This is a genomic window from Clostridium sp. YIM B02506, from assembly GCF_022324845.1.
Lineage (GTDB): Bacteria > Bacillota > Clostridia > Clostridiales > Clostridiaceae > Clostridium_T > Clostridium_T intestinale.
Genome location: NZ_JAKGTG010000004.1, coordinates 25852 through 40836, shown reverse-complemented (window position 1 = coordinate 40836; position 14985 = coordinate 25852). Strand labels below are relative to the sequence as shown.

Below are 14985 nucleotides of genomic sequence, written 5' to 3'. Positions count from 1 at the left end.
TTTCGTAGTGCTATAATCATATTACATCGATGTAAACGGTATTTAAAGTTATTATTTATTCTAGGAGGATAAAAATATGGCAAAGAAAAATTATGAAAAGCTTGCTAAAGAAGTAGTTACTAAAGTTGGTGGTGTTGATAACATTAATAGCTTATTTCATTGTGTAACAAGATTAAGATTTAAGTTAAAGGATGCATCGAAAGCAGATAAGGAAGCAATTAAAAAGATACCAGGGGTAATGACAGTAGTTGAAGGAAATGGTCAATTCCAAGTTGTTATTGGAACTGATGTTGAAGATGCTTTTAACACAGTATTGAGATTATATCCTCAAATCAAAAATGAATCTAGTTCAAATGATGTAGAGGAAAAACCTTCAGGGAATGTATTAACTCGTATGTTTAATACAATGTCAGCCATTTTTAATCCAATAATATTAGCTCTTGCTGGAGCAGGTATGATTAAAGCTCTTCTTGTTGTTTTAACAACTTATGGATTTATGGATAATACAGGTGGGACTTATAAGATTTTAAGTGCTGGGGGTAACAGCGTATTTTACTTTTTACCATTCTTTTTAGCATACAGTTCAGCAAAGACTTTTAAAGTAAATCCATTTATTTCACTTGCTATAGTTGGTTCACTAATGGAACCTAACTTCACTGGACTTATGAAAGCAAACGGTGATATGACAAGTTTTTCTGGTATTCCAGTCGTACTAATGGGGTATTCAGGATCAGTTATACCTGCAATATTAACTATTTGGGTATATTCATATGTAGAGAGAATTTTAAAGAAATTTATTCCTAAGAGTATTGAGATTTTTGCTTTAGCTTTAGTTGCTATATTAATAATGGTACCACTTGCAGTAATAGTAATTGGACCAATAGGCGTTACACTAGGAAACGGAATGGGATTCGTAATCAATACTTTAAGTGATAAGAGTGGATTGCTAGCAGGCTTAGTTATAGGAGCAGGATGGACATTCTTAGTTATGACTGGTATTCACTGGGGAGTTGTTCCTATAATGGTAAATAACATTGCAAATCTTGGATATGATGTTATTAGACCAATGATTGCAGCAGCTACTTTTGCAAGTGCAGGTGTTGCTTTAGGTGTACTTCTTCGTTCCCAAAATAAAGAAACAAGAGCTCTTGCAGCATCATCTATGGTTCCAGCATTATTAGGTGGAGTTACAGAACCTATTGTATATGGTTTAGGGGTAAGATTTAGAAAACCATTAATTTCAATGGTAGTTGCCGGTGGAATAGCTGGTGGATTTATGGGAATGTTAAAAACTAAAGCAATTGTATATGTATTCCCTGCATTAACTACATTACCAGCTTTTTTCGGAGATACTTTTAAGTTCTATTTAATGGGTATAACTATGGCATTTGTAATCTCAGCAGCAATTACTTATATTCTAGGAATTGACGAAGGTAAAGCAGAAGCAAAGTCTGGGGATACAGATAAAAACAATTTAGAAATAGCATCATGTGTTGAAGGTGAAATGATTAATATAGAAGATTCTAAAGACCCAGTATTTTCAGGAAAAGCAATGTGGGAAGGGATTGCATTTATACCTCAAAGTGGAATTATAACCTCACCAATAGATGGAACTATAGAAGTAGCTTTTCCTACTGGACATGCTGTAGGTATTAAATCAAGTAATGGTGTAGAAATACTAATACACGTTGGTATAAATACGGTTGAATTAAATGGACAATATTTTGAAATGCTTGTTAATCAAGGTGATACAGTAAAAAAAGGTCAACAATTAATTAAGTTCGAGCTAGATGCCATAATCAAAAAAGGATATGATACAACAACTATGATGGTGGTAACTAATAGTGCAGAGTTTAGTTCAATAAATATAGATGAATATAGACATGTAAGTAGCAGCGATAGAGTTATGAGTGTAACAAGAGGTTAGAAGTAAAAAAATATAGTTAAATTTATAGTTTAAATTAATTAAGATATGGAGGAATTTTTTATGACTAAAAAGACATTATTTCCAGAAGGATTTTTATGGGGAGGCGCAATTGCTGCAAATCAAGCAGAAGGAGCTTGGAATGTTGATGGAAAAGGGATGTCAGTAGCTGATGTTGCTATGTATAAGCCTGATATTGATATTAAGGACTATGTTAAACAATGGCATATAGGATCAGAGGATATAGAAAACGCTATGAAAGCTGAGGATGATCTTTATTATCCTAAACGTAGAGGTATTGATTTCTATAATAAATATAAAGAAGATATAGCATTATTTAAAGAAATGGGATTTAAAACTCTACGTGTATCTATAGGATGGGCTAGAATATTCCCTAATGGTACTGAAGAAGAACCAAATGAAAAAGGACTACAGTTTTATGAAGATCTTTTTAAGGAATTAAGAGCAAATGATATTGAGCCATTAGTCACTTTATCTCATTATGAAATGCCGTTATACTTAGTAAATAATTATGATGGGTGGGTATCTCGTGAGTTAGTTGATATGTTTGTGAAGTATGCTAAAGTATGTTTTAATCGTTATAAAGATTTAGTTAAATACTGGCTAACATTTAATGAAATAGATAGTGTATTCCGTCATGCATTTACAACAGTAGGTGTTGTGGAAGACAAATATTCTAGCAAGAAAGAGGCAGAACAAGCGATTCATCAAGCACTTCATCATCAGTTTGTGGCAGCAGCTTTAGCTACTAAATATTGTCATGAAATAATACCGAATTCACAAGTTGGATGTATGGTTACAAAGACATTAACTTATGCAGAAACATGTAATCCAGATGATGTTATATTAGCTCAGAGAGATAACAGAAATAATTTTGTTTATACAGATGTACAGGTTTTAGGAGAGTATCCAAGACATCTACTACATTATTTAAAGAAAAATAATATAGAAGTAAAAATGCTTGAAGGAGATAAAGAAATCTTAAAACAATATACATCAGATTTTATTTCATTCAGTTATTACATGTCAATGGTACAAAGTATAAATGCAGATCAACGTGAAAAAGTAGGTGGAAACCTAGTTACAGGAGTTAAAAATCCATATCTTCCTATAAGTGAGTGGGGATGGCAAGTAGATCCAAAGGGATTACGTATTTCATTAATTGATTTATATGATCGTTATCGTAAGCCATTATGGATTGTTGAAAATGGAATTGGTTCTTATGATAAGGTTGAAGATGATGGTTCTATCAATGATGATTACCGTATTGAATACTTTAGAAATCATTTTGAGCAAATTGGACTTGCTATTGATGAGGGGGTAGAATGTATGGGATATACCTCATGGGCGTGTATTGATATTGTAAGTGCATCAACATCTCAAATGAGTAAGCGTTATGGCTTCATTTATGTAGATGCAGATGATTTAGGAAATGGAACCTATAAAAGAAGTAAAAAGAAAAGCTTTGATTGGTACAAGAAAGTTATTAGCACTAATGGGGCTGACTTAGAGTAGTTTTAATAGTCATGGTCATTAATTTTAATGATCATGACTTAATTATATATAATTTATAAATAGGGGGATTTTTATATATGAACGGAATGATATTGATTTTATGTTTAATTTGGGGCTTTAATTTTGTAGTTATGAAATCAGCAAATGGTGCATTTCCGCCAGTTTTATTTGCGGGATTTAGATTTTTTGTTGGTGCAGCTGTGCTTTTTTTTGTTGTATATTTAAAAAAGATTCCTTTACCAACTAAAAAGAATTTAAAGTGGTTTATTTTATGTGGGATACTACAGACAACATATTTTAATTTAGCGATACAGATATCTTTAAATCATATTAGTGCTGGGATTGTATCAGTTCTTACATATAGTATGCCATTATTTTTTTGTATACTAGCACACTTTTTTATTCCAGAAGAACAGCTAACTATTAGAAAGTTGATAGGAATTATTGTAGGTATTATAGGATTATTTTTTGCACTAAACATCACTCAATTGGATGGGAGTGTATGGGCACTAGTTCTTGCATTAACATCTGCAATTGCTTGGGCAATATCTAATATCATAATTAAAAAGAAACTACAAGATTGTGATAAGATTCAATTCACTGCTTGGCAAATGGCAATAGGAGCAGCTGCATTATTTTTATATTCTTTTTGCTTTGAAAATGGACAATCACAGTGGAGTGTAATGTCAATAGGATACATATTATTTTCAGGAATTATAGCATCTGCATTAGCTTTTGTACTATGGTGTGATATTTTAACTAAAGTTAAAGCAAGTAAAGCATCTATATCTTTATTATTAGTACCTATAGTTGGAATTATATCTAGTTATTTATTTTTACATGAGAGTTTAAAAATATCTACGTTAATAGGAGTTTTATTTGTACTTTTAGGAATTTGGATTGTTAATAGTGGTAAGGATTAGAACGCTTGGATTCATAGATAAAAAATAAGCAATGGATATTATATATTATCCACTGCTTATTTTTTATTTGTTCTATGTTCTGAATTTCTATATGTTTGAGGTGTTACTCCTAGTTTCTTTTTGAAAGCATTTTGAAAATGACTTTGACTTGAAAAACATAACAAACTACTAATTTCACTTATACTTTTATTTGAATATTTTAATAAGTTTTCACTTTCTTCAAGTTTGCAGCTTTGAATATACTTACCTAAGGTCATTCCAAACTCACTTTTAAATCTATGGGAAAGATAAGATCTATTGAAATGAAGATACTTAGCTACATCAGAAACATTAATGTCCTTATAGACGTTTTCATTAACATACTTTGAGACCTCATAGAATAATTTATTTGCCACAATAGGTATCTTAAATTTTGCTACACGATTAGCATAATCATAAGTTGCTTGAATTAAAAGCGAATCAACAGCGCTTGCATCACTTAATGGTTCAATTTGCTGTAGATAAATATCAGATAATCTATAAGCACTATTAGGGGGGAAACCTCCTCTTATTGCAGCTCGTGTAATTAGAGATATACCAGTTATAAAATTGTTCTTTTTATGCCTTAAATAATTGCTAGATGTTGTTCCAGTATCATAATTAGCATAGGATATATTTTTATAAAACATGTCTAACTTTTTTATATTACCAGCTTCTATATAATCGTATAATTCCTTCTCAATTTCGTAGTTAGTATTTACAAGATTTTCGTCTATTGATGAAAATACTTTTTCATAATATTTAGAGTTAATATCATTGTTTAATAATGGATTTGAAATATGTATTATATCAGTAGGTGAAATTTGTGTGTTATTTGTCATGTAATTGATAAGCAAAAGATCATTAATAAAATCATCTAAATCCCTTGTAGGGATATTGTAAAGAAAATTATTAAAGGATTCTTTTTTTGAATCTTCAATAAGAAAATCTTTATGCATAATAAATAAAGTATCTTTAGTATAGGGTAGAGGATTTATGGGGCCTATAATAATACTAATTCCACTATTTTTTACTTTAACACACCCATAATAGGAGAAAGCGGAAATTTCTATATAAGAAACAACTTGATATATATTCCACAATCTTGATAGATATTCTGATGCAGGCAATGTATCATTTTTTTGCTTAGGAAAATGAGCAATTAAGTCTCTGGTATCGTTGTAAATATAAATTGGAAAATGCATAGAATTATATAAATACTCACAAAGCTTTATAATATCAACCATTTTTAACTCCCTCCATTAATTGCAACAAATCTACAATTAGGACAACTATAATGCAATACAAAGATGCTTATGTATTTTAAAATGTAAATAAGTATTTGTTAAATATTTATCTAATAAATAATGTGTAACAAATATATTATATTACTAACTTTAGAAAAAACAAATAAAGGAGAAGAGTTTAAATGTTTAAAAGTGTGTTAAGCCCTCACAAAATCGGTAAGTTAGAGTTACAAAATCGTTTTGTTATGCCAGGAATGGGAGTTAATGAAAATGGAACTGTAGATGATGTTACTGTTGCATGGTACTCAGAACGTGCTAAAGGAGGATTTGGATTAATTATAACTGAATTTTTTGCAGTTGATTCTCTTGGAAAAGCTGTTCCTGGGGAGGTTGTTCTTGATAATGATGATATAATACCAATGTTATCTAAATTGCCAGAAGGTGTTCATAATTACGGAACTAAGATATTTATGCAGATACATCATGCAGGTCGCGAAACCAATAGCTATGTTATAAATGGACAACCGGTTTCTGCTTCCCCAATACCATGTCCTGTTAATCGTGAACTTCCAAGGGAATTAACTACTGAAGAGGTTTATGAACTTATAGAAAAATTCGGAGATGCTGCGTTAAGAGCAAAGAAAGCTGGCTTTGATGGTATTGAAATTCATGCTGGGCATGGGTATTTACCAACTCAATTTATGTCTGCTTATGTAAATAGACGTACAGATGAATTTGGTGGAGATATAACAGGTCGTGCTAAGTTTGGTGTTGATATTGTTAAAAATATAAAGAAAAAGTGTGGGGATGATTTCCCAATTTGTATGAGATTGAGTGGAGATGAGCTTGTTGATAGTGGAAGAAGATTAAATGAAACTGCTATCTTAGCTAAGTTATTAGAAGAAGCTGGTGTTGATGCATTTAATGTTTCAACAGGAGTATATGCAACTCCACAGTTTATGGTTGCTCCATATCCAGCGGATTTAGGATTTAATATTTCTGCCGCAGAAGTAATAAAAAAGGCAGTTAATATTCCTATTATTTCAGTTGGTAGACTTAATGATCCTATCCTTATGGATGCTGCTATTGAAGATGGACTTTGTGATTTTGTGGCATTAGGAAGAACAAGTATAGCAGATGCTGAATTCCCTAATAAAGTGAAAGAAGGAATTATTGATGAGATTTCTCCTTGTGTAGGATGTAATACTCGATGCCAAGGAAATAGTAGTTTTGAAGGGATATCATGTGCATTTAATCCACTTTCAGGACATGAAACAACTATGAAGATTAAAAAATCAGATTCACCTAAAAATGTTGTTATAGTTGGTGGCGGTGTTGGAGGATTAGAAACAGCATGGTTATCAGCAGCTTGTGGACATAAAGTTACTTTATTAGAAAAGACTGATAAACTCGGTGGTCAAATTGTCTATGGATGTGTTCCTCCTAAGAAGGGAGAACTATCTCGTGCAGTAAAATATTATATAACTATGTGTAAAAAATATGGAGTGGATATTAAGTTGAACTTTGAGGCAACTAAAGAAAATATCAAGGAACTTAATCCAGATGCAGTTGTTTTAGCTACAGGTGCAAAGCCAATACAACCTAATATTAAAAATGATGGCATTCCTGTTGTTCAAGCATTAGATATACTAGGGGGAAAAGTACAGGCTGGCAATCGTGTGCTTGTGATTGGTGGAGGCTTAGTAGGATTAGAAACTGCTGAATTCTTAGCTTCACAATTAAGACAATCAACAGTAGTAGAAATGATGGATGAAGTAGGTAAAGAAATTGGACATAGCGTTAAGTTCTTCTTACTTAAGGCAATAAAAGAAAATAATATAGAAATAATAACTGGAGCAAAAGTTGAGAAGTTTACTACTGATGGTGCAATATGTACTAAAAATAATGAAGAGTTAACACTATCTGGTTATGACATGGTAGTACTTGCAATGGGAACTAAGTCTTATAACCCACTAGAAGAAGAGCTAAAAGATCAAGTTAAGGAATTATATTTAATTGGAGATGCAGTTAATGGAAAAGTAAAGAGTATTGCTGAGGCTGTTGATGCTGCTGCTAATGTGGCGTTAAATTTATAATATGAATATTATTTGATGTTATGGTTCAGTCAAGTTAATAGAATAGCATAAAATCTTTGTGGAATTTTACGTTCACGGGTATAATTTTATTATATCTGTGGACGTATTTTTTTATACAAGGGGGAGAATTTATGAACAAAATATTAGTTATGGACATTGGTGGGTCAGCTATAAAGATTGTTGTTATGGAAAATGATGAAATAATATATAGAGATAAGGCGCCTACTTATACAAAATCTTTAGATGAGTTTACAGCTACAATAGATAAGATTGTTAATGAGGTAAAGCCAGCAGGAATAGCGATAAGTATACCTGGGATAGTTAACTCTAAAACTGGACTTATGAAACATGGAGGATCTTTAAGTTTTATTAAAGACTTTAATATGAAAACTTTCTTGCAAGAAAGATATAAGGTGAAGATAGCTATAGAAAATGATGGTAAGTGTGCTGCACTTGGAGAGTTATATAAGGGGAAACTTCAAGGCTGTGAAGATGGTGTAGTAATAGTTATTGGAACAGGAATTGGTGGAGGAATAATTGCTAATGGAAAACTATTAAAAGGAGAGCATTTATCCGCAGGAGAGTTCTCATTTGTAAGAACTAATGATGAAAACCCAGAAAACTTCAGAAATGCATGGGGTGCTAAGGGAAGCAGTGTAGGTCTTGTTAAAAGGGTGAAGTTAGCTAAGGGAATCGAAGGTGAATTTGATGGAATTGACTTATTTAAGTTAATTGAAGAAGAGGATGAAATTGCTGTAGAGGCTTTTAATAGCTTTTGTAAAAAAATTGCTGTACAAATAGTAAATATTCAAGTTATTTTAGACCCTAAGAAGATTATTATTGGTGGTGGAATTAGTGCTCAAAAAATTCTAACTGAAAAGATACAAGCTATTGCAACTGAGTTAAATACAATACCAGGAATGTATACTCCGGAGATTATAGTAGAGCAAAGTGAATTAGGTAATGATGCTAATATTTATGGAGCGTATTATAACTATATACAAGAGGAACTTTGATATTGGGAGGTGATGAAAATTCATTTGGATTTTCATCACTTTTCTATTTTCAAAATATGAGAATCAATTGACTTAGAGCTAACTTCAACATTTAGGATATATTTTACATGAACGCAAATTTTAATTGGATAGTAGAAGAAATTCTTTGTTTCTAGGAGAATAGTATCATAGATCTATAATTAAAGTTATATAAATAAGGTGAGGATATTTTAACTAGGGAGCGAAGAGTATGAAGTCAGTACTTTTTAAATTAGTAAAGCATTTACTACAAAGTTTATTAATGTTAGCTATGTGTGTGGTACTAATGTTACTGTATCTTTTTATGTAAAGGGGGGTGAGGAGTAATCTCCCTTTTTTATTACACAATCGTAAAACCTCCAATCCATAGAATTAAATATGGATTGGAGGTTTTTATATTATTTACACTCTAAATAATATCTTGGTTTACCTTGAGTTTTGTTTTTATATTCAATTGCTAATGTTGGACAACCTGAGATACATGCCATGCAATGGGTACAGTTATTTTGCCAACTAGGTTTATTTTCTTTCATTTCTATATTATTAAGAGGGCATAATTGAACACATTTTTTACAGCCTATACATTTTTCAGTTGTATAAAATCCCTTTGATTTAACAAAGAATTTGTAGAAAACTGTATTTACAATACCACTTTTTAATGATGGTTTTGTAGTACGGACAGGAAAAGGTATTTCATCACGAATATCTTCTGCAATCTTAAGTATTTTTGGCATACTTTTTTGAATTATTTTCTCTGCTGTAACTTTATCTGGAGCGTTGTACATAGCTATATAGTTCTCAGGCATAACGATATCTGCAAATCCCTGTAATTCAAACCCTTTTACCGTGCATAACTGTTTTATATATCCTAGTGCATTAGATGTAGATAGTCCACAGGTTAGGATAAAATATACTTTATTGCTGCCTGAAAAATCAACTGATTTTATGAAATCTTCTACTACTTTGGGTATTCTCCAGGCATAAGTAGGGCATACAAAGACAAAGGGTTTGCCTTGTGAGACAAGTTGTTTTTGGTTTCCTTGTTTCAAAAGCTTATTTATAGAAACAATATCATCATTTGTTTTTTCTGCAAGTATTTTTGCTACATATTGACTGTTTCCAGTTCCACTAAAAAATAGAATCATACTAATCACCTCAACTTATATGATTTATAAACATGTATTGACTATTGAACATGTGTCTATTATACTTTATGATAATATTTGTCTCAATCGGCAATTTATCAATAAGTGTTTATATATGAACATTTATTGATAAATTGTACAGGAAAGGGTGCACTCATGGAAGATAGACGATCAATAAAAACGAAGCGAGCTATTCGTAATGCTTTTTTAGAACTTTTAAAAGAGAAAAGTATTAATAGAATTAGCGTTGTTGAAATATCAAAACTTGCAGATCTAGGGAGAGGAACATTCTATCTGCATTATAAGGATGTTTATGAATTAATGGAACACCTTGAGAATGAGTTAATTCATAATCTTGAGATTTTGTATGATACTTCTTACCCCTGTGGTAATTCTTCAAATATGCTAAAGTTCACGGGAACAGTAACTGATTATATGGAAGAAAATCGAGAAAGTTTTCTTATACTTACAAGAATAGAAAATGGCGGAAGGATACTTGAAAAGATAAAATATTTTTTTAATCAAAAATTAATTTCAAGTGAGGTAGATACTATTACTGAATTAGATAAGGCAGAAGTTCTTTTTATTGTTTCTGGAGCGTTTGGTGTTCTTGAGGCATGGTTAAAAGAAGGAATGAAAATGCCTAGTAAATCAGTATCAGAAATGCTTAATCATGTACTTACAAAGTTTGAGTGTTAATATTTAAAGGAATATTTTTCACTTTTTGAAAATAAATCTTGTCCATTTGTATTAAAATAGAGACATAATCAAATATTATTAGATAGAAAATGAAATCTAAGGAGGATTTGTATGTCTAATTTAAAAAATAAAGATTTTCCAAAAGACTTTTTATGGGGAGCATCAACATCAGCTTATCAAGTAGAAGGTGCAAGTTTAGAATATGGAAAAGGACCATCTGTTCAAGACGTAAAAGTAATACCAGAAGGAACAGCAGATTTTAAGGTTGCTAGTGATCAATATCATCATTATAAAGAAGATATTGCACTAATGGCTGAAATGGGTTTTAAAACTTATAGATTTTCCATAGCATGGTCTCGTATAATTCCTAAGGGAGTTGGAGAAGTAAATCCACAAGGAATAGAATACTATAATAATGTAATAAACGAATGTTTAAAATATAATATAGAACCTTTAGTTACAATGTATCATTTTGACTTACCAGCAGCTCTTGATGAAAATGGTGGTTGGTCTAACCCAGATACTGCAGAAGCATTTGTGTATTTTGCAAAAGTTATGTATGAGAACTTTGGAGATAGAGTTAAGTATTGGTTAACTATAAATGAGCAAAATGTTATGATTCTTATGGGTAATGTTATAGGAACTCTTAATGTTAAAGGCATTGATAATGTTCAAAAGGCTTTATATCAACAAAATCATTATATGATGTTAGCACAAGCAAAAGCTATGATTTTATGTCATGAAATGCTTCCACATGCTAAGATAGGTCCAGCACCAAACATATCATCAGTATATCCAAACTCAAATAAACCAGAAGATATAGCAGCTGCTAATACTTTAAGTGCTATAAGAAACTGGATGTATTTAGATATGGCTGTTTATGGAGTTTACAATGCTAGAGTATGGAGCATACTTGAAACTATGGATGCAACTCCTGAAATTCAAGAAGGGGATATGGAAATCCTAAAAAGTGCTAAACCAGACTTTATAGCTTTTAATTACTATAGTACTGCAACAGCTGAATATTATCCAGTAGAGGAAGCTACAGCTGAAGGAAAGGTTGACCAACAAACAGCCTTCTCTTTACCAGGAGTATTCCGTGGAGTTAAAAACCCTAATCTTCCAAAAACAGAGTTTGGTTGGGAAATTGATCCAATTGGTTTCCGTAATACATTAAATGAAGTTTATTCACGTTACCATCTACCAATAATAATCACAGAAAATGGTTTAGGTGCTTACGATAAATTAGAAGAAGATGGAACAATTAAAGATGATTACCGTATTAAATATTTACAAGACCATATAGAGCAAATGCAATTAGCTATTAATGATGGAGTAGATATGATGGGCTATTGTCCATGGTCAGCAGTTGACTTAATATCAACTCATGAAGGTTTTGATAAGAGATATGGATTTATCTATGTAAATAGAGGGAACTTTGATCTTAAAGATTTAAAGAGAATACCTAAGAAGTCATTCTACTGGTATAAAAAAGTTATAGCTTCTAATGGAAAAGATTTAACTAATAAATAATAATATTAAAGGTGCTAACACTTAAACCGTGTTTAGCACCTTTATTTTATATACTTTCAAATTTACTTGGTCTTATAAGTTTGCCAAGAGAGAAGGGGGATTTGCTTTTTTTATTGTTATCAAAGAGGCTAGCTTTTATTATCTGATTGTTTTCGTAGGTTTTGAAGTAATATTCACAGGTTTTGGTGTTCATAAAGGATATATATTTTGTGAAATCATAAGTATTTTTATCTGTTATTACAGTTCCTTTTGGAAGTGCAACGCTGTCTAATATATGAAAACATGTTGATATCACTTCTAAAGGATTTTCAGGAATTTCTAAATGTGTTTTTTGATAAGCTGTTTTTACAAATCTCTCAGGAGAAGTATAACCTCCAGGCAACATAGATGCTCCTGATGAATGACCAAAAGGTCGTAGTATTATATTACCCCAATATGTTTCGCTAGTTTGTCTAGGTGATAGGGTTGTATAATTTCTTAAATTAGTCATATGCCATGAGAAATCAGGGCTATTTGCCAAAACCCCAATAGGATTTTCAAATATAGTTAGTCCAATCTCCGTTTTTTCTATTACAACACATTTACCGCTTCTATCAGTTGCTATCCAATGTAGAGGAGCTGCTATTTCAGTTATAGGATCTTCAAACCCTACTATAGATACGTCCCTAAGTATTTCGTAAAGTTCATCTACAGACTTTGCTCTTCCTAATATATAATGAAGAAAACTCATAGAGGCTACAATGTCGTTCTCTTTTTTTGTATAAAGCATGGGTAAATCATAATTAGCATAACCAGGAAAATATAATGCAGCTGCCGCAAAGCCTTTTTCATTTACGCCATCAAAAAAATCTAAAAGCCCATCTACTTCCTGACCAATAGCAATAAAACTGTAATAATCCCTAAATGTACTGGTGTTTAATATATTCTTCCAAGTATAGTTTTTAGGAACAATATAGATTTCTGGATCAATTATATAAGAGAAGTCCATGTTACGACCTAAATAGTTTTCATTCTGTTTAGATTGTAGAGTTATTGCTGTACACATAAAACCTCCTTTCAAAAATTCGAATGCTTATAATTTAATCATATTCAATTCTAGATGGTGATGTTAAAAAGAATTTTCTATCTTTTACTAATTGTTTTTTGTGTTTTGAAATTTCCTTTCATATTTTGAAATTAATTAAACTATGTAAAGGATATAATAATATTAATAAGATTTTATTTGAAAAATTTAAGGAGGATTAAATCATGAAAATGAAAGAAGGATTCCTATGGGGAGGAGCTACGGCTGCAAACCAATTTGAAGGTGGATGGAAAGAAGGCGGAAAAGGGCCAAGTACATCTGATATGATGACTGGAGGAACACATACAACTCCTAGACGTATTACTCCTGTTATTGAAGAAGGAACATATTATCCAAGTCATGAAGCTATAGATTTTTATCATCATTATAAAGAAGATATTAAAATGTTTGGAGAAATGGGCTTTAAAACATTTCGTATGTCCATAAACTGGACAAGAATTTTTCCTAATGGAGATGAACTTGAACCAAATGAAGAGGGATTAAAATTCTATGATAATGTTTTTGATGAATTGTTAAAGCAAGGAATAGAGCCTTTAGTAACTATATCTCACTATGAAACTCCTTATGGACTTACTAAAAAATACAATGGATGGGCTTCAAGAGAAGTAATAGATTGTTATGTTAGATATTGCGATACTATATTTAAAAGATATAAAGATAAGGTTAAATATTGGCTTACATTTAATGAAATAAACATATTAACAATGCCTATGGGAGCTTTTATGGGCGGTGGAATACTTCTTAATGGAGACGATAATAGCGAATTATCTAATGGAATAAAGGATAATCCTAACGTAAGATTCCAAGCACTTCATCATCAATTTATTGCTAGTGCAAAGGTTGTAAAATTAGCACATGAAATAAATCCTAATTTTAAAGTAGGATGTATGATTGCTTACATGACTCTTTACCCATTTACATGTAATCCAGACGATATATTACTTGCTCAAGAAAAAGATCAGCTTCAAAATATGTTATGTGGAGATGTTCAAGTAAGAGGATATTATCCTGGCTTTGCGAAAAAGTTCTTTAAGGAAAATGGAATTAACATAAAAATGGAAGATGGAGACGATAAAATACTTAAAGAAGGTTGTGTAGATTTTTATTCATTTAGTTATTATATGTCTAACTGTGTAAGTGCTGATCCAGTTAAACAAGAAGAAGCTAAAGGTAACTTAATGGGAGGAATTAAAAATCCATATTTAAAAGCTTCTGATTGGGGATGGCAAATTGATCCTAAAGGATTAAACTGGACTTTAAATCATATTTATGATAGATATCAAATACCAGTTATGGTGGTTGAAAATGGGCTAGGTGCCGTAGACGTTGTAGAAGAAGATGGATCAATAAATGATGATTACAGAATAGAATATTTAAAAGATCATATAATTGAAATGGAAAAGGCTGTGGAAAACGGTGTTGACCTTATGGGCTATACTATGTGGGGATGTATAGACTTGGTAAGTGCATCTACAGGAGAAATGAAAAAGAGATACGGCTTTATATATGTTGATAAAGACAATGATGGTAATGGAGATTTAGGAAGAAAACCTAAAAAATCTTTCTACTGGTATAAAAAAGTTATAGAGACAAATGGTGAAGAATTATAAAATAATATTTTAATGTAAGCTGCAAGAATTATTACACAATGATTCTTGCAACTTTTTAGTTTAAATTTAATAATTTTATTAGTATAATAGATTATAAATCAAAATAGGGAAATACTAATTTATATAAAATTGTATT

General features: G+C 31.2%; 11 protein-coding genes. 8 read left to right on the top strand and 3 right to left on the bottom strand.

Annotation, left to right across the window (positions count from 1 at the left end; translation table 11 throughout):
• The first annotated feature begins 76 nt into the window (after positions 1–76).
• The 3 genes from L1S49_RS04955 to L1S49_RS04945 all read left to right on the top strand — a co-directional run bounded on the left by L1S49_RS04955 (position 77) and on the right by L1S49_RS04945 (position 4383).
• Positions 77–1927, top strand: a complete 1851-nt coding sequence (locus L1S49_RS04955; protein WP_238902805.1) for a beta-glucoside-specific PTS transporter subunit IIABC — start codon at positions 77–79, stop codon at positions 1925–1927.
• A gap of 60 nt (positions 1928–1987) precedes the next feature.
• Complete coding sequence (locus L1S49_RS04950; protein ID WP_238902804.1) at positions 1988–3460, top strand: glycoside hydrolase family 1 protein; 1473 nt, start codon at positions 1988–1990, stop codon at positions 3458–3460.
• A gap of 77 nt (positions 3461–3537) precedes the next feature.
• Complete coding sequence (locus tag L1S49_RS04945; RefSeq protein ID WP_238902803.1) at positions 3538–4383, top strand: EamA family transporter; 846 nt, start codon at positions 3538–3540, stop codon at positions 4381–4383.
• Between the two features lie 56 nt (positions 4384–4439).
• Here the strand turns inward: L1S49_RS04945 and L1S49_RS04940 are convergent, their stop codons facing one another.
• Entirely contained in the window at positions 4440–5648 is a 1209-nt protein-coding gene (locus L1S49_RS04940; RefSeq protein ID WP_238902802.1) for a helix-turn-helix domain-containing protein, read from the bottom strand.
• A gap of 182 nt (positions 5649–5830) precedes the next feature.
• On the opposite strand from L1S49_RS04940, the gene L1S49_RS04935 reads away from it, so the two are divergent.
• Together L1S49_RS04935 and L1S49_RS04930 are read left to right on the top strand one after the other, a co-directional pair.
• Positions 5831–7744: an FAD-dependent oxidoreductase gene (locus L1S49_RS04935; protein ID WP_238902801.1), complete on the top strand. Its 1914-nt coding sequence runs from the start codon at positions 5831–5833 to the stop codon at positions 7742–7744.
• Positions 7745–7875: 131 nt separating this feature from the next.
• Positions 7876–8760, top strand: a complete 885-nt coding sequence (locus L1S49_RS04930; protein WP_238902800.1) for an ROK family protein — start codon at positions 7876–7878, stop codon at positions 8758–8760.
• A gap of 416 nt (positions 8761–9176) precedes the next feature.
• Here the strand turns inward: L1S49_RS04930 and L1S49_RS04925 are convergent, their stop codons facing one another.
• Positions 9177–9923, bottom strand: a complete 747-nt coding sequence (locus L1S49_RS04925; protein WP_238902799.1) for an EFR1 family ferrodoxin — start codon at positions 9921–9923, stop codon at positions 9177–9179.
• A 156-nt stretch (positions 9924–10079) separates the two neighbouring features.
• Here L1S49_RS04925 and L1S49_RS04920 point away from each other — a divergent pair, with 156 nt between their 5' ends.
• Complete coding sequence (locus tag L1S49_RS04920) at positions 10080–10622, top strand: TetR/AcrR family transcriptional regulator (protein ID WP_238902798.1); 543 nt, start codon at positions 10080–10082, stop codon at positions 10620–10622.
• A 111-nt stretch (positions 10623–10733) separates the two neighbouring features.
• A complete protein-coding gene (locus L1S49_RS04915) occupies positions 10734–12155 on the top strand; it encodes a glycoside hydrolase family 1 protein (protein ID WP_238902797.1) in 1422 nt (473 codons plus the stop codon).
• A gap of 46 nt (positions 12156–12201) precedes the next feature.
• Here L1S49_RS04915 and L1S49_RS04910 read toward each other — a convergent pair whose 3' ends face one another.
• A complete protein-coding gene (locus L1S49_RS04910) occupies positions 12202–13200 on the bottom strand; it encodes a choloylglycine hydrolase family protein (RefSeq protein ID WP_238902796.1) in 999 nt (332 codons plus the stop codon).
• Between the two features lie 203 nt (positions 13201–13403).
• Between L1S49_RS04910 and L1S49_RS04905 the strand changes: the two genes are divergently transcribed.
• The gene (locus tag L1S49_RS04905) at positions 13404–14849 is read left to right on the top strand and encodes a glycoside hydrolase family 1 protein (RefSeq protein ID WP_238902795.1); all 1446 of its coding nucleotides are present in this window, start codon (positions 13404–13406) and stop codon (positions 14847–14849) included.
• The last annotated feature ends 136 nt before the right edge of the window (positions 14850–14985 follow it).

Coding starts and splice junctions, on each gene's coding strand:
- L1S49_RS04940 (WP_238902802.1), bottom strand. CDS start 5,648: ATGGTTGATATTATAAAGCTTTGTGAGTATTTATATAATTCTATGCAT.
- L1S49_RS04930 (WP_238902800.1), top strand. CDS start 7,876: ATGAACAAAATATTAGTTATGGACATTGGTGGGTCAGCTATAAAGATT.
- L1S49_RS04905 (WP_238902795.1), top strand. CDS start 13,404: ATGAAAATGAAAGAAGGATTCCTATGGGGAGGAGCTACGGCTGCAAAC.
- L1S49_RS04935 (WP_238902801.1), top strand. CDS start 5,831: ATGTTTAAAAGTGTGTTAAGCCCTCACAAAATCGGTAAGTTAGAGTTA.
- L1S49_RS04945 (WP_238902803.1), top strand. CDS start 3,538: ATGAACGGAATGATATTGATTTTATGTTTAATTTGGGGCTTTAATTTT.
- L1S49_RS04915 (WP_238902797.1), top strand. CDS start 10,734: ATGTCTAATTTAAAAAATAAAGATTTTCCAAAAGACTTTTTATGGGGA.
- L1S49_RS04920 (WP_238902798.1), top strand. CDS start 10,080: ATGGAAGATAGACGATCAATAAAAACGAAGCGAGCTATTCGTAATGCT.
- L1S49_RS04950 (WP_238902804.1), top strand. CDS start 1,988: ATGACTAAAAAGACATTATTTCCAGAAGGATTTTTATGGGGAGGCGCA.
- L1S49_RS04955 (WP_238902805.1), top strand. CDS start 77: ATGGCAAAGAAAAATTATGAAAAGCTTGCTAAAGAAGTAGTTACTAAA.
- L1S49_RS04910 (WP_238902796.1), bottom strand. CDS start 13,200: ATGTGTACAGCAATAACTCTACAATCTAAACAGAATGAAAACTATTTA.
- L1S49_RS04925 (WP_238902799.1), bottom strand. CDS start 9,923: ATGATTCTATTTTTTAGTGGAACTGGAAACAGTCAATATGTAGCAAAA.